This window comes from Cutibacterium namnetense, assembly GCF_001642025.1.
GTDB lineage: Bacteria > Actinomycetota > Actinomycetes > Propionibacteriales > Propionibacteriaceae > Cutibacterium > Cutibacterium namnetense.
In genome coordinates this window covers 529,332-548,567 of record NZ_LWHO01000003.1, presented here as the reverse complement: position 1 = coordinate 548,567, position 19,236 = coordinate 529,332, and the positions used below count along the sequence as shown (strand labels likewise).

The following is a 19,236-nucleotide window of genomic DNA, read 5'->3' as shown; positions in this document are numbered from 1 at the left end:
CCACTTTTAAATTTTCATCAGCTGACAACAACGAGATGAGGACGACATGACGAATACCACCGATTCCGCGTCAGTCCAGCCGATACGTGTGGCCTTGCTGGGGTGTGGGGTCGTGGGATCCCAGGTGGCCCGAATGATTGAGTCGAGGAGGGAAGATATCGCCGCTCGGGTGGGACGTCAGGTCGAGCTCGCTGGTGTCGCCGTCGCCCATCCTGATCGCCCGCGTCAGGGTCTCGACTCGCGTCTTTTCACCGATGACCCTGCGGCGCTCGTCAACCGAGATGACGTGGACATCGTCATTGAGCTCATCGGCGGCATCGATCCTGCTCGTCAGCTCCTGACAACTGCGCTGGGTAACGGGCATTCAGTCGTGACAGCGAATAAAGCTCTGCTGGCGGCTCATGGGACTGAACTGCACGCAGTGGCTGAGAGCAATGGCGTCGATCTGTACTACGAAGCCGCCGTGGCTGGCGCAATTCCGATCGTTCGTCCGTTGCGTGAATCCCTCGTCGGGGACCAAATCATTCGTGTTATGGGCATCGTCAATGGCACGACGAACTACATCCTCGACCAGATGACGACCACCGGCGCTGGTTTCGATGAAGCTCTTGCTCAGGCGAAGGCTAAGGGATATGCCGAGGCCGATCCGACGGCTGATGTAGAAGGGTATGACGCTGCAGCTAAAGCTGCACTGTTGTCGTCTCTCGCTTTCCATACTCGAATGCGCGGCGATCAAGTGTATCGAGAAGGCATCACTGCCATCACCCCAGATGACATTGCGGCTGCGCGCGACATGGATTGCGTTATCAAGCTGCTGGCTGTCTGTCAGGCGGGCCCTGACGGTATTTCGGCTCGCGTCCATCCAGCGCTCGTTCCTGTAACCCATCCCTTGGGGAGTGTTTCAGGTGCCTTCAACGCCGTATTTGTTGAGGCGCGTGAGGCTGGGCGTCTCATGTTCCTGGGTCCTGGAGCCGGGGGCTCTCCTACGGCATCGGCCGTCATGGGAGACCTCGTCACTGTGGCACGTAACCTCGTGCGGGGGGTTGCTGGCCCGCTTCAGGACGTCTATGGGGAATGCCCGATCTTGCCGATGTCCGAGGTTCACACTCGGTTCCACCTGCGGTTGCAAGTTCGCGACGAACCCGGTGTGCTCGCCGAAGTCGCAAAGATCTTCGCCAACCATGGTGTGTCTTTGCAAACCGTCCAGCAGTCTGCAGTGGAGGGCACTGCCCGTGTTGATGGGTGGTCAGCTACTCTCAAAATTCTCACCCACGAAGCCCGAGAATGTGACGTCGAGGATTGCGTCAGCGAACTCACCGGTCATCACTACGTCAACTCTGATCCCCGCGTCATCCGAGTGGAGGGAATGTGATCATGAAACAGCAGAACCGTCCCTTCGGCATCATTGAAACCTATCGTGACCGTCTTCCCTTGGACGGAATTGACCAGATCGTGACGCTCGGGGAGGGGGCGACCCCGCTGGTGCCTGCACCACGTTTGGGCGCCGAGCTCGACGCGACAGTGTGGATCAAGGTTGAAGGAGCCAACCCGACGGGGTCGTTCAAGGATCGTGGCATGACGATGGCCATGACCAAGGCCCTCGCTGACGGGTCGAAGGCTGTGGTGTGTGCCTCTACCGGCAATACCTCTGCCTCGGCCTCGGCTTACGCCTCCCGTGCCGGCATGACCCCGGTTGTACTCCTTCCCCAGGGCAAGATAGCAGCGGGCAAACTCGCCCAAGCCGTTGTTCATGGCGGCCGAATTATCCAGGTTCTCGGCAACTTCGACGACTGCCTGCGTATCGCCCGCGAGCTGGCCGAGAACTTCCCGGTCTCTTTGGTGAACTCGATTAATCCGTACCGCATCGAGGGACAGAAAACTGCTGCTTTTGAAATCGTTGACGTTCTCGGTGATGCTCCTGATATCCACGCTCTACCGGTTGGCAACGCAGGCAATATAACCGCCTATTGGAAGGGATATCGCGAGTACGCAGCGGATGGTCTATCCAGCCACACTCCGCGGATGTTCGGGTTCCAAGCCGCTGGTGCCGCCCCTCTGGTGCAGGGCCATGACGTCGATGACCCGGAAACGGTAGCTACCGCTATTCGTATCGGTCGTCCGGCTTCCGGCAATCTGGCTGTGGCTGCTCGAGACGAGTCCGGGGGACTCATCGAGGCCGTCACTGACGAACAAATTCTCGACGCCCAGGCTTTCCTGGCTGCTCAAGAAGGTATCTTCGTCGAGCCGGCATCGGCAGCCGCAGTGGCAGGTTTGCTCAAGTTGAAGTCCGAGGGACGCCTGGATCCGAACCAGCGCATCGTCATCACAGTAACTGGAAACGGTCTGAAAGACATCGACACTGCATTGAGTCGCACCACCTTGTCGACCGAAGCTGTGGAGGCATCGACTCATCAAGTTGCAGCCTTACTGGACTTCGATTCCTGAGGACTTGACGATGGTCGACAGCGTGCGGGTGCGTGTTCCCGCTACTTCTGCGAACCTTGGTTCCGGGTATGACTGCATGGGAGTAGCCCTGGATCTGTGGGATGAGGTTGGTGTCGAGGTGCTCGATCATCCCGGGGTGGTAATCGACGTGAGCGGGGAGGGGGCTGACACAGTTCCCCGTGACGAATCTCATCTGGTGGTGGCGACCCTACGTCAGGGCTTGGTGGAGCTGGGATATCCCCGCCCTGATGCGGGTTTGCATCTGACTGCCAATAATTCGATCCCGCAAAGCCGGGGTCTGGGATCATCGGCTGCGGCCATCGTGTCCGGGCTTGCACTGGCTTGGGGTCTAGCTCGACCTGGGGTGGTGCTGGATCGCAGTGCGCTTCTGACGATGGCTGCTGCTATCGAGGGGCACCCAGACAACGTCGCTCCCGCGATCTTCGGGGGTGCACAGTTGGCGTGGCTCGACGGCGAGGTGGTCAACCATATCGGCCTGGCCGTCAACCCGTCCGTTATGTTTCGAGTATGTGTTCCTGATCGCCTCGTACCAACGGCCTTGGCTCGGCAGGTCCTTCCCGAACAGGTCGGCCGCGGCGACGCCGTCCATCAGGTCCTGGCAGCCTCGCTGCTGGTTACTGCCCTGACGGCCTCGCCCGAGCATCTGTTGACGGCAACTCAGGACTGGATCCACCAGCCATACCGGCGCACTCTCATGCCGGAATCGGCAGCGCTGATGGACAGCTTGCGCGGACGTGGCGTCGCTACTGTCATTTCTGGCGCTGGGCCTACCGTTCTGGCTCTGGGGAGCCGTGATCAGCTCGATAAGGTGTCCGACGTGGATACTGCTGGGTTCGTGGTATATGACCTGGGTCTCGGTGCAGGTGCCCATTTCCTCTGATCCGTGGTATGAACACGAGCCGGTGCGTGCGTTATAGTGGTGTTGCAGCGCGCCGGATGCGCGCAAATCCCCTACTGACGATCGTCTCGTGACCGCTGCGTCACAGTATCGTCCTTGGGGGCCATGTCCTCGGCGTTCGAGGGCCTCGAACGCCACACCACGGCCGGCGGTCCCTGCTTGGCAAACCGTTCGGATTCCGTGGTGTCAGCCGCCCGACCTATAGTCGATTCCGACGGCAGGCCCGATGAAACCGCGCCCACCGGACGTCATACCGGCCGGGGCAGTTCGAAGGGACTTACGTGACTCAGACCTCACAGCCGGATGGATCCTTGGATCTGTCCACCAAGTTGCTCCCCGAGCTTCGTTCTATCGCTACTCAGATCGGAATTAAAGGAGCTCGCGGCATGCGGAAGGCTGACCTCGTCGCGGCTATCTCCGAGAGGGGATACCCGGGAGCCAGACGGCCAGCTGCACGTCAGAACCATGACCAGGAATCCCACACGCCCAGTGACGAGGGCCGTCCGCAGCGAACTCAGCGACGCCGTCGTTCCGAGTCCTATGAGGATCGCGAATCCAATCGCTCCGCAGATCGGGAAAAGACTCCGTCGGTCGGTGAGCTACTAGACGCTGCCGAAGCTCACAAGCAAGCGGAAGCGGCCAAAAAGCCTGACGATGAAGGTCAGGGTCGGGACGATAGCGGAGCTGATCGCCCGAGCCGTGAGCGTGGTGACCGCAGCCATCGCAGCGATTCACCTCGGCGTCGGGCCCGTAATAGTTCACGAGACAATTCCAGCGGTACTGCTGGCAACAGCAACGTCAACGACGAGGTTGGTGCCCGTCTCGAGGCGCTGTCTCGCGGTCAGCGTGGTGACCGCAACCAGTCGGATCGTGGTGGTCAGCACGATCGCAACGATGATCATGACTCTTCTCCAGATTCCGATGACGAGTATGGCCGGTTCTCGGAGTACGGCAATGGTGGGCGTCGTTCTCGCCGGCGTCGTCAACGGGACCGCCAGAACCGTCGCAAGCGCCCCAACGAGCGCTACTCTGATTCCGAGCCGAACGTGCGCGAGGACGACGTTCTTGTGCCGTGCTCGGGCATCCTCGACATTCGTGATCAGTACGCCTTTGTGCGTACTTCCGGATACCTGCCCGGAGCTAACGACGCTTATGTTTCGACGGCTGTGGTGCGTCGCCATCGCCTGCGGAAGGGCGACGTCATCGTTGGTCAGATGCGTGCCCACCGCGAGGGGGAGCGGCGTGAAAAATTCGCGCCACTGGTCAAGATCGAGCAGATCAATGGCGCTGATCCCGAGCAAATGAAGCAGCGTCCGGAGTTTTCTAAACTCACCCCGCTGTATCCACAGGAACGGCTGCGCCTCGAGGATGACCCCAAAAACATGACCGGGCGGATTATTGATCTCGTCAGCCCAATCGGTAAAGGCCAGCGCGGCCTCATCGTTTCGCCTCCGAAAGCCGGCAAGACGATGATCATGCAGTCGATCGCCAACTCGATCACTCGCAATAACCCTGAAGTTCACCTCATGGTTGTGCTGGTTGACGAGCGCCCTGAGGAAGTCACTGACTTCCAGCGCACGGTCAGTGGCGAGGTCGTCGCATCGACTTTTGACCGCCCTGCTGATGATCACACTCAACTGTCCGAGCTGGCCATCGAGCGCGCCAAGCGCTTAGTGGAGCTTGGCCACGACGTTGTCATTTTGCTGGATGGCATCACGCGGTTGGGGCGTGCCTATAACTTGGCTGCCCCCGCTTCTGGTCGGATTCTTTCCGGTGGTGTTGACTCAGCAGCCCTGTACCCGCCGAAGAAGTTCTTTGGCGCTGCTCGGAATATTGAGCACGGTGGTTCCCTGACTATCCTCGCCACCGCTCTGGTTGAGACCGGGTCGAAGATGGATGAGGTTATCTTCGAGGAGTTCAAGGGCACTGGCAATATGGAGTTGCGGCTACGCCGTGAGTTTGCCAATAAGAGGCTGTTCCCGGCTATTGACGTTGACGCGTCCGGTACCCGTCGCGAGGAGCTGCTGCTGTCGCGTGAGGAGACGGCGATTATGTGGAAACTGCGCAGAGTGCTGTCTGGCCTGGAAGGCTCTCAGGCTCTCGAAATGATGCTTTCGCGGCTGCGTAAGACTCAGACGAACGTGGAGTTCTTGTACACCATTTCCAAGACAACCCCGAATCAGGATTGATGTCGTTAAGTGGACCGGAGCGGATCGCCAGGTGTACACTGACACGCCGGTTCCGGTTCACGCCCGTTCGTATCAGACAGGCGACCCGGGGCGCGTTTGATAAGGAGATCACAACATGAAGCAGGGAATTCACCCCGATTACCGCGAGACGACCGTGGTGTGCACTTGCGGGAACACCTTCACCACCCGCAGCACTTCGCAGTCCGGCACCCTCAATGCTGATGTCTGCTCGAAGTGCCACCCGTTCTACACCGGCAAGCAGAAGATTCTTGACGCTGGTGGCCGCGTCGCTCGGTTCGAGCGCCGCTACGGCAAGAAGAACTGACGTCGTTTACACGTATTACCATGACGCCGGGCTGCTGCTCGGCGTCATGGTCATTTCGGGGGTTACAGCACCAGGCTCACTCAAGGCTGGTCAGGAGGGGCATGAGCGAATCTGCGCAACAGGCGATTGACGAGGTTCGTCGTCGCCTGCGGGAGGTCGAGGCCCAGCTGGCTGACCCTGCGGTGCTATCAGACCCCTCCGCTATGGGAAAGCTCGGTAGACGCCACGCACGTCTTCGCCACGTGGCAGCAGTAGCTGATCGCGTTGCCCGGCTGAGCGCCGATGTTGAAGCGGCTGGGGACCTCGCTGACGAGGATCCTGCCTTTGAGGAGGAGGCTGAAAGGCTGCGTGGCCAGTTGGACCTTGCCAATACAGAGCTCACTGAGTTGCTTGTCCCTTCTGATCCCCTGGATCAAGAAGATGCCTTAGTCGAGATTCACTCGGGTGAGGGCGGAGAAGAGTCGGCCCTCTTCGCTGCTGACCTCTTGCGAATGTATACCCGGTATGCCGAGCGGGTGGGGTGGCGTTTCCGCGAGCTCACTAGCGAACCGACGGATCTGGGCGGCTACCGCACGGTCGTGGTCGCCGTTGAGGGGATCCCGTCGCGCCCAGCCTACGGGTACCTCAAGCATGAAGGCGGTGTCCATCGCGTGCAGCGGGTACCAGTGACAGAGTCGGCGGGGCGCATTCATACCTCAGCAGTCGGAGTTCTTGTCATGCCCGATGTTGACGAGACCGAGGTTGATATTGATCCGGCTGATGTCCGTGTTGACGTTTATCGATCTTCGGGGCCGGGCGGTCAGGGAGTTAACACCACCGACTCGGCTGTCCGTCTGACTCACCTGCCTACCGGCATCGTCGCCAGCTGCCAGAATGAGCGCAGCCAGTTGCAAAACAAAGCTGAGGCGATGCGGATGCTGCGGGCGAAAGTCGCAGCCTCGGCGGCACAGCATGCCGCTGATGAGAATGATCGAATGCGCCGAGACCAAGTGCGTACTGTTGATCGATCGGCTCGGGTGCGTACATATAACTTCCCCGAGAATCGCCTGACGGATCACCGCATTGGGTACAAGTCCAGGAAGCTCGACCAAATTCTGGCTGGCGATCTGGGTGATGTTCTTGATGCTCTTCATGCCGATGAAGTGAGGCGTCGGATGGTACAACGCTCCGAAGGTCAAGAATCCTGATGGCAGATCCCAGCCCCTCCCTCCTATTGGCGCGAGCAACCCGTCAACTGGCCACTGGGAGGACTGAGACTCCGGCGGCAGACGCGCGTATGTTGCTGTGTGAAGCACTGGGAGTTCAACCGTCACAACTCATTCGTGTGGCGAGTGTTAATGCTGATGATGAAGATCGTTTCGACGAGATGGTGGACCGGCGTCGAGCTGGAGAACCCGCGCAATACATCGTCGGGCGTGCCTGGTTCCGTGGCCTTCGGCTGGAGGTCGGACCAGGAGTGTTTATACCCCGCTTAGAGACGGAGTTGGTGGCCGAACAGGCCATCCAGGAAGCTCGACGATTGGTGATGTCCGGAGCCTGCCCTAGCGTGGTTGATCTGTGTGCTGGCACAGGAGCCATTGCTCTTGCGGTGGCTAGCGAGGTCCCGGGCTGTCGGGTCAGCGCCGTAGAACTGGATGACGCTGCTGTGGTGTGGACCCGGCGCAATGTGTGCGGTTCCGGAGTCGAGGTTCTCGTGGGTGACGCTTTGCGGGTGCCTGACGATGGCCGGCGGTTCGACGTCGTCGTCACGAATCCGCCGTACCTGCGTCGTATCGATGCTCCGTCTATTCCTGACGATGTCACTGGACACGAGCCTGATTTCGCCTTGTTTTCTGGTGACGATGGGCTTGACCTACCACTGCGCCTCATCGAGCGAGCCGCCGAACTGCTGGTGCCAGGTGGCCTGTTCATCATGGAACACGACGACACCCAACGTGAGGAACTCATGGCGGCGTTAGCGACCTCCTATCTGTGGGAGCAGATCGAGGACCATGATGATCTGGCAGGTAGGCCGAGGTTCGTCACGGCTCGCCGACGGTGCAAGGATGGATGCCATGGATGAAACTGACCAAAAGATGGTCAATGCCGACGAGCTGACCGGGCCTGTCGCAGAGGCGTCAGTAGTACAAGAGACGTCGACGGTCAGCGACGATGAGCCAGCAGGAGACACCGCGGGAGAAGACTCCGGGGTCTGCCCGTTCATCCTCGACGTTGCTCATTCTGACGCCTGTGAGGACGCCCTGGAACAGGCTGCCGATGCCATCGCCGATGGCGAGTGCATCGTGTTGCCGACCGATACCGTATACGGCATCGGTGCTGACGCCCTTAACTCTTTAGCGGTGCAGCGTCTCCTGAATGCCAAGGAACGCGGCCGCGATATGCCGCCGCCAGTTCTCGTCAGCGATTCGGTCGCCTTGCCAGCCTTATGCGAGCACATTCCGGCAGCGGCAATGGCTCTGGCGGAGAAGTACTGGCCAGGAGGTCTCACCCTCGTCTTGCGCGCTCAAGAGTCTCTTGGCATGGATTTGGGCGAGACCAACGGTACTCTCGCCGTTCGTGTCCCCGATCAGGATCAGACTCGCGAGTTGCTGCGCATGACTGGGCCGCTTGCTGTCTCTAGTGCGAACAAGTCTGGCCATCCGGCGGCCTTGACTGCTCAGGAAGCTGCCGATCAGTTGGGTGTTGAGGTGGCCGTATACCTTGATGCCGGTCCAAGCCGGGTGGGGGAGCCCTCGACGATTATTGACTTCGTCTCGACGTCGGACGGGAAAGTGGTGCGTCAGGGTGCCCTATCGCTGGAGGCTGTCCGTGAGGTTGCCCCCGATGTTATGGGGCTGGAGTCGCCGGTTATGGACCAGGATTCGTCCGAAAATCATGGTTCTGACGTTGCTTCGTCGCAGACCGCGTCGACGCAGGCAAAGTCCGAGGGCTGACACTCGACATGCGTGAATACCTCTTGGTGATGCTGACATCGGGCTTGACGACCTATCTGCTGTCTGGCCTGTGTCGACAGGCGGCCCTCAGGTGGGGAGCTGTCGCCAAAGTGCGTTCACGTGATGTCCATACTGTCCCCATTCCCTACTTTGGTGGGGTGGCCATGCTGGGGGGAGTGGTATTGGCGTGTTTGTTGGCCCGCAACATGCCTTTCCTGGGTCGCCATCTTCTGGTTGCTGACGATGCATTCACGATCTGTCTGGCTGGTGTGGTGATCTGCTCGGTCGGCGTCGTTGACGACCTACTCGATCTTCCTGCCCTAGCCAAGGCAGCCGGACAGGTGCTTGCGGCCGGCATAGTAGTGACGGGCGGCGTGCGAATGTTCTGGATCCCGCTGCCGAACTCCATCATTGCTTTGGGGACGCCTACCTCAATCCTGGTGACAGTGTTCTTCATCGTGTTGTGCGCCAATGCGGTGAACTTCATTGACGGACTTGACGGCCTGGCATCCGGGGTGGTGGCAATCGGGTCGCTGGCTTTCTTCTCGTACACATACCTGTTGGCTCACGAACAGGACTTCGTCGTTGCAACGACGACCAGCCTCATCACAGCGGCGACTGCGGGGGCGTGCCTTGGTTTTCTGCCGCACAACTGGCATCCGGCAAGGATGTTCATGGGTGACTCTGGGGCCCTGCTACTCGGCCTACTACTAGCCACTTCAACAATTTCTCTGACCGGTCAGATTGATTCGACAGCTCTGACAGCGCGCGGAGGTGGTTTGGTTCCCGCTTACCTGCCAATTGTTGTACCGCTTATGGTGCTCGCCATCCCGTTCCTCGACCTCGTTATGGGATATATCCGACGGACGTGGCGGGGGACATGGTTTTTCGTCGCCGATAAGCAGCATCTTCACCATCGATTGCTACAACGAGGGCATTCCCATGTACGGGCTGTCTTGCTGATGTACCTGTGGACTACTGTGTTAACCTTTGGGACGGTGTTTATTGGTCTGGAACAGACCTGGTGGGCAGCTATCATCGTCATTGCAGGGCTCCTCATGTGCGTGGTGCTCACTATGGCGGATTCACGCCACCCAGCCGCCCAAGTTTGAGATGTCGACGCCGTCACGCCTCATGTGTTACCTTTCTCACGAAGGTAACCTCCGCGGGCACGCCGCCACTCGACCCACACCGTCGCGTTGCCGAGTTCAGATGCCCTGCGTATTCACCACAGGAGCCATCGTTCATGACTAGGGGGAGGGATGAGGAAATGCCAAGTCTCTCCACGAGTCATGCCTGCGCTGGCCGTCGTGCGCCGACGACCGCACGTGCCCTGTCCCGTGTTTACCGCAGCGGGCTGCTATGGGCTACAGTAACCGGCCTGCTTGTGACGTTAGCGACGCCCGTCATCGTTCGACCCCGCGTAGCGTCAGTACTTAGTGGTTTAGCTGGCACCGCCGTGGCCGTGGCGTTCTTGGCGTGCGGCCGTGGCGTTCATCTGCTCAACCGGAGCGGCTCTTGGCTTCTCGGTGTTGGACTCTTCGTCATTCAAGTTGGCGCTCTGGGTGGCCTTGGGGCTTTGATGTCTGAGTATCGCACTGGGTTTGCCCCGCTTCCGTGTGCATCAGCGATGATCGGTTGCTCGCTGGCCTGGACTGTCGGCGTGGTGCTAGCTAGTTGGCAGCAGCAGCGAATTTATGAGGATCAAGATCACGATCCGGCCGATGCTGAGTGTCGTCAGACCGATGGCGGTCTTCGATGAGTACTACTGGGGTTATGACTGCTATAGTCAGCATAGATATGGGCACGAACTCAATGACGCGAACGAATACCAGCTCCGCGCCGTCCGGTGACGGCGACGCTTGGGGCGTTTTGAGCTACGTCCTAGCTGGCATGCTGTTCTATGGTGGCATCGGCTGGCTGCTGTCAAGCCACTTTCATCAAGTATGGATGTTTGTCGTCGGCATGATCGTCGGCTTTGCAGCGAGCGTCTATCTCATTGTTAAGCGCTACGGGATCGTGCCTGACCAGAACAACGACCGGGAGGGTCAGTGAGCGGGATCGTGTCTCCTCTGGAGTTTCACACTCCAGGGCTTGAGGACTTCAAGTTCGGCGGGACTTTCGGGGTGGCTTGGATGGACAAGCCGTTCTGGCAAGCGATCATTGCTTTTCTTGTCGTCATCGCCTTCTGGGTGTGGATGAGCCGTGGCCTTAAGGTTGTACCTGGCAAGCGTCAGGTCTTTGGTGAGTGCTGCTACAACTTCATCCGTAACTCCCTGGTACGAGACACCATCGGTCACGGATTTGAGCCGTGGCTGCCGTATTTGGTTGCCCTCTTCAGCTTTGTCCTCATCAATAACTGGTTCGGCGAACTCTTTGTCTTCATGTTTCCGACCTTCTCTCATGTCGGGTACGTTTACGGCCTGACGATCGTTTCGTGGTTCGGTTACGTGATTGCCGGATTCAAGACCAAGGGGATTCGCTATCTCAAGGACTCGGTACTGCCCCCCGGCGTGCCTTGGTACCTGTGGTGGCTCATCATTCCGCTGGAGTTCCTGTCGAGCTTCATCACCCGTCCGCTGACCCTATCGTTGCGACTGTTTGCCAACATGTTCGCCGGCCACCTCATCATCATGATCTTTGTGGTAGGTGGCGGGTTCCTCCTCACCTACCCGTCCAGCATCATGTACAACGCCGCTGGCGGTCTGTCCCTGATTCTCAGCTTTGCGCTCTTTGCGCTGGAGTTGTTTGTGGGCTTTTTGCAGGCCTACGTATTCACCGTGCTGTCGGCACAGTATGTAGCATCCTCGATGTCTGAGGAACACTGACGGCATCCATTAAGACCTCGTCGTCAAACCGATCGGCGACGAAGACAACGCCCCCACAAGGGGCACAATCCGGAAGGAAACACCATGGTTCCCATGCTCATCGGTGGCTCGCTCAACGTGCTTGGCTACGGTCTGGCCTCCCTCGGCCCGGCTCTTGGCGTGGCGTGGATCTTCGCTGCCGTCATCAATGGCACCGCTCGTCAGCCTGAGGCTCGTCCGGCCATGATGAAGACTGCGTTTATTGGCTTCGCTGTGGTTGAGGCCCTCGCGTTGTTCGGCTTCGTCCTCGCCTTCATCGTTAAGTGAGCTTGGACGTATGAACATCCTCGAGATGGATCTTGGGCCGCTTGCTCCTGAGCATCCCATCGAGATCATCGTCGGAGTCATCCTTGTGTTGCTCCTCACTTGGCTCATCGCCAAGGCGGTTGTTCCCCGTTTCGAGAAGCTCTATGAGGAGCGCACTGAGACGATTCAAGGTGGGATCGAAAAGGCTGAGAAAGCCCAGGCTGAGGCTAAAGCGGCTTTAGAGAAGTATAAGGCTCAGCTGGCCAATGCGCGTGATGAGGCTGCTCAGATTCGTGACGATGCGAAGAGTCAAGGTGCGCAAATCGTTGCCGAGATGCGCGCCAACGCTCAGGCAGAGGCTGATCGGATCACCGAGCGTGCCAATGCTCAAATCCAGGCCGAGCGTGATCAGGCGGTGCGCGAGGTGCGTGCCGAGATCGGTGGGCTCGCGACCACCCTGGCCAGTCGGATCGTAGGGGAGTCTCTACAAGACGACCAGCGCGTCCAAGCGACCGTCGACCGCTTCCTCTCGTCGCTCGCTGATGAGCCCTCGGCGTCTAATTCGCGGACGGTGAATCGGGCATGACGATGGCGGTGAGCGCATCACAGCAGCTAGACGAGGTCGGGGATCGACGTGGTACAGGTACCGAGTTCGCTAACGAGATTTTCGCGGTCGTTGACGTCCTGAATCGTGAATCTGGCTTACGACGGGCAGTATCAGACGCAGGATCTGAAGCCAAGGCTCGTCAGGGGCTTATTGACGCGGTCTTCGCGTCGAAGGTCTCGCCCGATTGCAAGGAGCTTCTAGATGCGACAACCACCTGCAAGTGGCGGTCCCCGGCGGCACTGACCCGCGCCCTGGAGCGGCAGGCAATTCGTGCTGTGCTGCGTGAGGCACGGCAAGCTGACCGCTTCGAGGCGGTTACCGATGAGTTGTTTCATGTGAGCCGGCTCGTGCGTGGGCAGGCTGCGTTGCAGGTGGCACTGGGCGATCCCAACCGCTCGGTAGCGGATCGCCAGGAGCTGCTGGTGAAGTTGGTTGGAGGCCACGTGAGCGAGGACACCCTCGTATTGGCTCGCCGAGCTGTAGTGGCTTCCAACAGCACCTTCGAGCAAGTGATCGATGAGTACTTGCACATTGCCGCCGAGATGGCTGATCGCAAGCGTGCGATCGTGACGACTGCCAAAGCACTGACCGACGCCCAGCGCGCGGAAATGGTGAAGCAACTGGAACGGATTACGGGCAGCCCGATCGAGCTGTTTGAGGTGGTAGACCCGGCAGTGCTCGGAGGTGCGCTCATCAACCTCGGTGACGAGGTTATTGATTCGACGGTGGCCCACCGTTTGGACCAAGCCCGACGAGAACTGGGCTGACACACGTGACCCTCACCTTGGGTACGGGTTGGGGGAGCTTACAAGGAGACGCAATGGCGGAACTGACGATACGTCCGGAGGAGATCCGCGACGCCCTGGACACCTTCGTCCAGAATTACGAGCCGGAGACGGCGGTCCGTGAGGAGATCGGCACCGTCATCACATCTGGTGACGGTATCGCCCACGTCGAGGGGCTTCCCTCGGCCATGGCCAACGAGTTGCTGCGCTTCGAGAATGGGACGATGGGCATCGCCCTTAACCTGGAAGAGCGGCAAATCGGCGTGGTCGTGCTCGGCGATTCCGACGGTATTGATGAGGGATCGACTGTTCGTGGCACTGGGGAAGTGCTGTCCGTGCCGGTTGGTGAGGGGTATCTCGGTCGCGTTGTGGACGCAATGGGTAGCCCAGTTGACGGCCTCGGCGAGATCAAGGGTGTTGAGGGGCGGCGTGCTCTCGAGATCCAGGCTGCCGGCGTTATGGACCGTCAGGAAGTCCGTGAACCGCTGCAGACTGGTCTTAAAGCCATCGACTCGATGATCCCAATTGGTCGTGGTCAGCGTCAGCTCATCATCGGTGACCGCAAGACTGGTAAGACCGCCATTGCGATTGACACCATCATCAACCAGAAGGGCAACTGGGAGTCTGGCGATCCTAAGAAGCAGGTTCGCTGCATCTACGTCGCCATTGGCCAGAAGGGCTCGACGGTTGCGGAGGTCAAAAGTGCCCTGGAGAAGGCTGGTGCGATGGAGTACACCACCATCGTCCATGCCCCCGCCTCCGATCCCGCTGGCTTTAAGTACATCGCGCCCTACGCCGGTTCAGCTATCGGTCAGCACTGGATGTACCAGGGCAAGCACGTCCTGATCATCTTCGATGACCTGACCAAGCAGGCTGAGGCCTACCGAGCTATGTCGCTACTGCTGCGTCGTCCCCCGGGCCGTGAGGCTTACCCCGGTGACGTCTTCTACCTGCACTCCCGCTTGCTGGAACGTTGCGCGAAGCTGTCTGACGATCTGGGCGGCGGTTCGATGACCGGCTTGCCGATCATCGAGACCAAGGCCAACGACGTCTCGGCCTTTATCCCGACGAACGTTATCTCCATTACCGACGGCCAGATCTTCCTGCAATCGGATCTGTTCAACGCCAACCAGCGCCCGGCCGTTGACGTCGGTATCTCAGTTTCGCGAGTCGGTGGTGCTGCCCAGATCAAGGCGATGAAGTCGGTCGCTGGCACCCTGAAGATCTCCTTGGCCCAGTACCGCGACATGCAGGCCTTTGCGATGTTCGCCTCCGACTTGGACGAAGCTTCCCGTCGGCAGCTGGATCGTGGCGCTCGTCTTATGGAGTTGCTCAAGCAGGGCCAGTTCTCGCCCTACCCGGTAGAGGAACAAGTCATTAGCGTGTGGGGTGGTACCACCGGCAAGTTCGATGACATTCCGGTCGGCGATGTGCTGCGATTCGAGGGTGATGTTCTTGAGCACTTGCGCAGTCACAGCGACGTGCTCACGACAATCCGGGAGACCGGCACGTTCGACGATGGCGCGAAAGATGCGGCTGCTGCTGCCTTTGAAGAGGTTAAGAAGGGATTCAAGACCTCTGACGGGAAGGCACCGTCTGGTCATGAGGAGTTTTCTCCGATGGCCGATGAAAACATCGACCAGGCCAAGATCGTTCGCGCGAAGAAGGGCTGAGCCGTGGCGTCGAACCTGCGTGAACTGCGGGAGAGGCGGAACTCCGTCGCGACGACGAAGAAGATCACTCGCGCGATGGAGCTGATCGCCTCATCGCGGATTATCAAAGCGCAAAGCGCCGTTAAAGCAGCGAGTCCGTATTCACTGGAGCTGACTCGCGCGCTTTCGGCAGTAGCCGCCCACACTCACGAGGACCATCCGCTGACCTCGATAAACCCAGACCCAAAGCGGTCTGCAGTGCTGGTCATCACGTCGGATCGTGGCCTGGCTGGTGCCTACTCGTCAAATGCGATCCGGACCGCTGAGGAATTAACGACTACCCTCCAGCCGAAACAAGAGATCGCCACGTATCTGTGCGGTCGCAAGGCGGTGCAGTACTTTGAATTCCGCGGTCGCAAGATCGACCATCTATGGAGCGGTTTCTCTGATTCGCCGACCTACCGAGATGCCAAGGATATCGCAGACCGTCTTATTGATGATTTTCTGCGACCGACTGAGGAGGGCGGTGTCGACGAGATCCACATGGTTTATACCGAGTTCGAATCAATGCTGACCCAGACTCCGAAGGCAATCCGTCTGCTACCGCTGGCTGTCGTCGACCCGCAAGACACCTCAGAAGGGCAACTTGCCGAAGGTGACCCCGGCGTTGAAACCAGCGCTGAAGCGATCTTCCACGAGTACCGCTTTGAGCCTGATCCGGTGAGTGTGCTGGATAAGTTGCTACCGCTGTATGTCGCCAACCGCGTCCACTATGCCTTGCTGCAATCGGCTGCCTCGGAATTGGCTAGCCGGCAGCGCGCCATGAAGGCCGCCACCGACAATGCTGAGCAGCTCATTCAGACGCTGACCCGGCAGGCCAACCAGGCTCGTCAGGCCGCCATTACCCAGGAAATCACCGAGATCGTGGGTGGCGCCGCTGCCCTTGCAGAGTCCGCCCGACAGGAGTGAGAGAGAATATCATGACTGCGACAGCAATTACCCCCGAGACAAAAGACGAGGTGGTTGGCGTCGGGCGTGTTGTCCGCGTGATCGGCCCCGTCGTCGACGTCGAGTTTCCGGCTGGTCAGTTGCCGGAGATTCTCAACGCCCTTCACGTCGACACCGAGGTCATGGGGGAGACCCACACCATTACCCTCGAGGTAGCCCTGCACATTGGTGAGAATGTGGTGCGAGCTATTTCCCTTAAGCCGACTGACGGTATGCGCCGTGGCACTGAGGTGCGTGATACCGGCGCTCCGATCAGCGTGCCGGTTGGCGACGTCACTAAGGGCCACGTCTGGAATGTGACGGGTGACGTCCTCAATGCCGATCCCTCCACGATTGAGGTGACTGAGCGTTGGCCAATCCACCGCGATCCGCCGGCCTTCGATGATCTTGAGCCTGAGACCGAGATGTTGGAGACCGGTATTAAGGTCCTTGACTTGCTGACTCCTTACGTCAAGGGCGGCAAGATTGGTCTATTCGGTGGCGCTGGTGTGGGTAAGACGGTGCTCATCCAGGAGATGATTTACCGTATCGCCCACAACTTCGGTGGTACCTCGGTCTTCGCTGGTGTTGGTGAGCGTACTCGTGAGGGTAACGACCTCATCAACGAGATGGACGAGGCCGGTGTGCTCAAGGACACCGCCCTGGTGTTCGGTCAGATGGACGAGCCGCCAGGCACCCGTTTGCGCATCGCTCTGACCGGTTTGACGATGGCTGAATATTTCCGCGATATTCAAAACCAGGACGTGCTGTTGTTTATCGACAACATCTTCCGGTTCTCTCAGGCTGGTTCTGAGGTTTCCACTCTGCTAGGTCGTATGCCCTCAGCCGTGGGCTATCAGCCCAACTTGGCTGATGAGATGGGTCAGTTGCAGGAGCGAATCACCTCAACCCGTGGTCATTCCATCACCTCGATGCAGGCCGTCTACGTCCCCGCCGATGACTACACCGACCCGGCCCCGGCGACGACCTTCGCCCACTTGGATGCCACCACGGAGCTGTCCCGTGAGATTGCCTCTCGTGGCCTGTACCCAGCTGTGGATCCGCTGACGTCGACCTCTCGTATCCTCGACCCGCTGTATGTGGGCCAGGAGCATTACGACACCGCTACCCAGGTCAAGCAGGTCCTGCAGCGCAATAAGGAGCTTCAGGACATTATCGCTATCCTCGGCGTCGACGAACTGAGCGAAGAGGACAAGGTCACCGTGGCGAGAGCCCGCCGCATCCAGCAGTTCCTGTCGCAAAACACGTACACCGCCGAGAAATTCACGGGTGTTGCTGGATCGACAGTCCCGATTGCCGACACCATCGAAGGATTCCAGATGATCTGCCGCGGTGACGTTGACCACGTCCCCGAGCAGGCCTTCTTCAATGTTGGCAGCATGGATATGGTGATGGAGAACTGGGACAAGATGAAGAAGGAAGGCTGAGTCCTATGGACCACCCGCCGCTTCAAGTCAAGGTCGTCAGCGCCGATCGCGAGGTGTGGAAGGGGGAGTCGGTCAATATCATTGTCCGGACTACCGAGGGTGATATCGGCCTGCTCCCCGGTCACGAGGCTTTTCTTGCAGCCCTCGTGCCGTGCGCAGCCCAGATCATCACCACGGACGGTAACCGTGAGGTTATCGCCTGCGACGGTGGTTTCGTGGCTTTGGACAATGACGGACATGTCTCGGTCATCACCCAGTACGCCACCCGCGCTGAGGAAATTTCTGTCGATCAGGCGCAGCGGGATCGCGATAACCTGCAAAAGAAGCTGGATGAGCACGAGCGTTCCGAGCAAGACTCGGAGGTTGTCCAGGACCTCACATACCGTCTGCATTTGGCTCAGGCGCAGATAGCTGCCGCCCGGGTAGCCGAAAAGCAGCATTCCTGAGACACGTAGCTGAGGGTCGTTATAGGGAGAGGTACCTGTAACGGCCCTCGCTCGTATCATGCAGAAAGTTAGGCTAGCCTTCGTAGACTGCCGGGAGTGTGCCGAATAGCGTTAGATCATGCACGTGTCCATCGTTCAGTTCGGGCCTGACCTGATGCTGTCAATCTTGGCGATGGATGCTGTCATTATCGGCCTAATTGTGTGTTGTGCTGTTGTCTACATGATGTGGCTTCTTATTAGGCACCGCGCTCTCATGCGAAGACGCGGTGCTTTTTTATGTGCTCTTCGCGTGATGGGTGGCCCCAAACCAGGTGGCTGGATGATTGGGAGTGCTCGTTACGTGGGCGGGGCCTTTGAGTGGTACCGAGCCATTGACCCCCGCCACGTTCCGACGATCGTATTGAAACGCGGCGGGCTGACCATGGTGGGCCACCGTCCCCCGAACGCGGATGACTCCCTGGCTCTAGCCTCAAGCGCTTATGAAATTGTCACCCTTGATACCGGACGCAAGGGTCGGTCCTCGGTATGTCAGATCGTCGTTGATCCTGGAGTTGTCACAGGGCTGATGTCGTGGTTGGAAGCGGCACCTCCCGGTGGCGTGGGATACGCCACCGCAGGACACCTCGTCCGATCATTGTGCGCCGGACGACTTATCGGGCGTCTTTTTACTCGATGAGTCATTGCTCGGATTGCGTTGCCCTCCCGGAAGCCACAGCACTTCGTCGGAGGAATATTCGCCAGCCTTGTTTGCAGCTCGAGACAGGATGAACAGCAAATCGGAAAGGCGATTGAGATAGGTGATTGCGAGCTCATTGACCCCCCCAGGTGTGGTTGAGTCATGTGATGTTTCGGTCCCGTAAGCCTCGGCAGCTCGCCACGCAGCCCGCTCAGCAGTGCGGATAGCAGTGCGGCAGACATGAAGTTGAGCGCCCACGGGGTTGCCACCCGGAAGAATGAAGGACCTGAGAGTTGGCAATTGATCGCCGAATTCATCGCACCAGCGCTCTAGCCGATCGACACTCTCCTGCACAGTTCGTAGCGGTTCCCACTCTGGATTGGCAACAAGTGGATTGGCTAGATCCGCTCCGACGTCGAACAGTTCATTCTGGATGATGCCGAGAGCTTCCCGAACCTCTTGAGAGAGGACCTTCGTTGTGCTGTCGAGAGCGATCGCCAGGCCGATGCAGGCGTTGGCCTGGTCGACGAGGCCGTAAGCCTCGACGCGAAGATCCGACTTTGCTGTCACGGAATTGTCGACTAGGCGTGTTGAGCCATGGTCGCCGGTACGGGTGTAGATCTTGGAAAGAATGACCATGATCCCAGCCTACGGTTATTGCCAATACTCGGAGGGGGAACGGCGCATGGGGCTGGATGCGGTGAAGAGCCA

Annotated in this window: 21 protein-coding genes; 20 read left to right on the top strand and 1 reads right to left on the bottom strand. The window is 59.2% G+C overall.

What is annotated here, in order from left to right:
* Window positions 1-46: 46 nt before the first annotated feature.
* The 20 genes from A5483_RS06140 (at window position 47) to A5483_RS06045 (ending at window position 18,525) form a co-directional block, all read left to right on the top strand.
* A complete protein-coding gene (locus A5483_RS06140) occupies window positions 47-1,372 on the top strand; it encodes a homoserine dehydrogenase (protein WP_063811246.1) in 1,326 nt (441 codons plus the stop codon).
* Window positions 1,369-2,445, top strand: coding sequence for a threonine synthase (thrC, locus tag A5483_RS06135; protein WP_042842568.1), 1,077 nt, complete (start codon window positions 1,369-1,371; stop codon window positions 2,443-2,445). The genes A5483_RS06140 and thrC overlap by 4 nt, the downstream gene beginning before the upstream one ends.
* 10 nt (window positions 2,446-2,455) lie before the next feature.
* The gene (gene thrB, locus A5483_RS06130; RefSeq protein ID WP_002548366.1) at window positions 2,456-3,346 is read left to right on the top strand and encodes a homoserine kinase; all 891 of its coding nucleotides are present in this window, start codon (window positions 2,456-2,458) and stop codon (window positions 3,344-3,346) included.
* Window positions 3,347-3,645: 299 nt separating this feature from the next.
* Window positions 3,646-5,553 carry a transcription termination factor Rho gene (gene rho, locus A5483_RS11330; RefSeq protein ID WP_082864003.1) on the top strand — a complete coding sequence of 636 codons (1,908 nt, stop codon included), beginning with the start codon at window positions 3,646-3,648 and terminating at the stop codon, window positions 5,551-5,553.
* Between the two features lie 115 nt (window positions 5,554-5,668).
* Window positions 5,669-5,878, top strand: a complete 210-nt coding sequence (rpmE, locus tag A5483_RS06120) for a 50S ribosomal protein L31 (RefSeq protein WP_002513455.1) — start codon at window positions 5,669-5,671, stop codon at window positions 5,876-5,878.
* 101 nt (window positions 5,879-5,979) lie between these two features.
* Window positions 5,980-7,065: a peptide chain release factor 1 gene (gene prfA, locus A5483_RS06115; RefSeq protein ID WP_002548585.1), complete on the top strand. Its 1,086-nt coding sequence runs from the start codon at window positions 5,980-5,982 to the stop codon at window positions 7,063-7,065.
* Window positions 7,065-7,940: a peptide chain release factor N(5)-glutamine methyltransferase gene (prmC, locus tag A5483_RS06110; protein ID WP_063811245.1), complete on the top strand. Its 876-nt coding sequence runs from the start codon at window positions 7,065-7,067 to the stop codon at window positions 7,938-7,940. The genes prfA and prmC overlap by 1 nt, the downstream gene beginning before the upstream one ends.
* A complete protein-coding gene (locus A5483_RS06105; RefSeq protein WP_042842569.1) occupies window positions 7,924-8,811 on the top strand; it encodes an L-threonylcarbamoyladenylate synthase in 888 nt (295 codons plus the stop codon). Before prmC ends, A5483_RS06105 begins: the two co-directional genes overlap by 17 nt.
* 8 nt (window positions 8,812-8,819) lie before the next feature.
* On the top strand, window positions 8,820-9,923 hold the full coding sequence (locus tag A5483_RS06100) for an MraY family glycosyltransferase (RefSeq protein ID WP_063811244.1): 1,104 nt from the start codon (window positions 8,820-8,822) through the stop codon (window positions 9,921-9,923).
* Window positions 9,924-10,081: 158 nt separating this feature from the next.
* Window positions 10,082-10,573: a hypothetical protein gene (locus A5483_RS06095; RefSeq protein WP_063811243.1), complete on the top strand. Its 492-nt coding sequence runs from the start codon at window positions 10,082-10,084 to the stop codon at window positions 10,571-10,573.
* Between the two features lie 14 nt (window positions 10,574-10,587).
* Window positions 10,588-10,866 carry an AtpZ/AtpI family protein gene (locus A5483_RS06090; protein ID WP_063811242.1) on the top strand — a complete coding sequence of 93 codons (279 nt, stop codon included), beginning with the start codon at window positions 10,588-10,590 and terminating at the stop codon, window positions 10,864-10,866.
* Window positions 10,863-11,639 carry a F0F1 ATP synthase subunit A gene (gene atpB / locus A5483_RS06085; protein WP_063811241.1) on the top strand — a complete coding sequence of 259 codons (777 nt, stop codon included), beginning with the start codon at window positions 10,863-10,865 and terminating at the stop codon, window positions 11,637-11,639. Before A5483_RS06090 ends, atpB begins: the two co-directional genes overlap by 4 nt.
* An 84-nt stretch (window positions 11,640-11,723) precedes the next feature.
* Window positions 11,724-11,945, top strand: a complete 222-nt coding sequence (gene atpE, locus A5483_RS06080) for an ATP synthase F0 subunit C (protein WP_002548392.1) — start codon at window positions 11,724-11,726, stop codon at window positions 11,943-11,945.
* A gap of 10 nt (window positions 11,946-11,955) precedes the next feature.
* The gene (locus A5483_RS06075) at window positions 11,956-12,510 is read left to right on the top strand and encodes a F0F1 ATP synthase subunit B (protein ID WP_063811240.1); all 555 of its coding nucleotides are present in this window, start codon (window positions 11,956-11,958) and stop codon (window positions 12,508-12,510) included.
* The gene (locus tag A5483_RS06070; protein WP_002548652.1) at window positions 12,507-13,298 is read left to right on the top strand and encodes a F0F1 ATP synthase subunit delta; all 792 of its coding nucleotides are present in this window, start codon (window positions 12,507-12,509) and stop codon (window positions 13,296-13,298) included. Before A5483_RS06075 ends, A5483_RS06070 begins: the two co-directional genes overlap by 4 nt.
* A gap of 53 nt (window positions 13,299-13,351) precedes the next feature.
* Window positions 13,352-14,989 (top strand): F0F1 ATP synthase subunit alpha, encoded by a 1,638-nt coding sequence (gene atpA / locus A5483_RS06065; protein WP_002548442.1) that lies wholly within the window; start codon window positions 13,352-13,354, stop codon window positions 14,987-14,989.
* Between the two features lie 3 nt (window positions 14,990-14,992).
* Window positions 14,993-15,937: a F0F1 ATP synthase subunit gamma gene (locus tag A5483_RS06060; RefSeq protein ID WP_002548496.1), complete on the top strand. Its 945-nt coding sequence runs from the start codon at window positions 14,993-14,995 to the stop codon at window positions 15,935-15,937.
* Window positions 15,938-15,948: 11 nt separating this feature from the next.
* Window positions 15,949-17,403 (top strand): F0F1 ATP synthase subunit beta, encoded by a 1,455-nt coding sequence (atpD, locus tag A5483_RS06055; protein WP_002548393.1) that lies wholly within the window; start codon window positions 15,949-15,951, stop codon window positions 17,401-17,403.
* Between the two features lie 5 nt (window positions 17,404-17,408).
* A complete protein-coding gene (locus A5483_RS06050; RefSeq protein ID WP_002548600.1) occupies window positions 17,409-17,849 on the top strand; it encodes a F0F1 ATP synthase subunit epsilon in 441 nt (146 codons plus the stop codon).
* Between the two features lie 118 nt (window positions 17,850-17,967).
* Window positions 17,968-18,525, top strand: coding sequence for a DUF2550 domain-containing protein (locus A5483_RS06045; RefSeq protein ID WP_063811239.1), 558 nt, complete (start codon window positions 17,968-17,970; stop codon window positions 18,523-18,525).
* Here the strand turns inward: A5483_RS06045 and A5483_RS06040 are convergent.
* On the bottom strand, window positions 18,481-19,164 hold the full coding sequence (locus tag A5483_RS06040) for a cob(I)yrinic acid a,c-diamide adenosyltransferase (RefSeq protein ID WP_002548411.1): 684 nt from the start codon (window positions 19,162-19,164) through the stop codon (window positions 18,481-18,483). The genes A5483_RS06045 and A5483_RS06040 overlap by 45 nt on opposite strands.
* Window positions 19,165-19,236 lie beyond the last annotated feature (72 nt).

Bases quoted from the DNA above. Each gene is read 5' to 3' on its own strand.
- A5483_RS06095 (WP_063811243.1), top strand. From the start codon at position 10,082: ATGCCAAGTCTCTCCACGAGTCATGCCTGCGCTGGCCGTCGTGCGCCG.
- A5483_RS06090 (WP_063811242.1), top strand. From the start codon at position 10,588: ATGACTGCTATAGTCAGCATAGATATGGGCACGAACTCAATGACGCGA.
- atpD (WP_002548393.1), top strand. From the start codon at position 15,949: ATGACTGCGACAGCAATTACCCCCGAGACAAAAGACGAGGTGGTTGGC.
- prfA (WP_002548585.1), top strand. From the start codon at position 5,980: ATGAGCGAATCTGCGCAACAGGCGATTGACGAGGTTCGTCGTCGCCTG.
- A5483_RS06075 (WP_063811240.1), top strand. From the start codon at position 11,956: ATGAACATCCTCGAGATGGATCTTGGGCCGCTTGCTCCTGAGCATCCC.
- A5483_RS06070 (WP_002548652.1), top strand. From the start codon at position 12,507: ATGACGATGGCGGTGAGCGCATCACAGCAGCTAGACGAGGTCGGGGAT.
- thrB (WP_002548366.1), top strand. From the start codon at position 2,456: ATGGTCGACAGCGTGCGGGTGCGTGTTCCCGCTACTTCTGCGAACCTT.
- A5483_RS06045 (WP_063811239.1), top strand. From the start codon at position 17,968: ATGCACGTGTCCATCGTTCAGTTCGGGCCTGACCTGATGCTGTCAATC.
- atpA (WP_002548442.1), top strand. From the start codon at position 13,352: ATGGCGGAACTGACGATACGTCCGGAGGAGATCCGCGACGCCCTGGAC.
- A5483_RS06105 (WP_042842569.1), top strand. From the start codon at position 7,924: ATGGATGCCATGGATGAAACTGACCAAAAGATGGTCAATGCCGACGAG.
- A5483_RS06050 (WP_002548600.1), top strand. From the start codon at position 17,409: ATGGACCACCCGCCGCTTCAAGTCAAGGTCGTCAGCGCCGATCGCGAG.
- A5483_RS06140 (WP_063811246.1), top strand. From the start codon at position 47: ATGACGAATACCACCGATTCCGCGTCAGTCCAGCCGATACGTGTGGCC.
- atpE (WP_002548392.1), top strand. From the start codon at position 11,724: ATGGTTCCCATGCTCATCGGTGGCTCGCTCAACGTGCTTGGCTACGGT.
- rpmE (WP_002513455.1), top strand. From the start codon at position 5,669: ATGAAGCAGGGAATTCACCCCGATTACCGCGAGACGACCGTGGTGTGC.
- A5483_RS06100 (WP_063811244.1), top strand. From the start codon at position 8,820: ATGCGTGAATACCTCTTGGTGATGCTGACATCGGGCTTGACGACCTAT.
- prmC (WP_063811245.1), top strand. From the start codon at position 7,065: ATGGCAGATCCCAGCCCCTCCCTCCTATTGGCGCGAGCAACCCGTCAA.
- A5483_RS06040 (WP_002548411.1), bottom strand. From the start codon at position 19,164: ATGGTCATTCTTTCCAAGATCTACACCCGTACCGGCGACCATGGCTCA.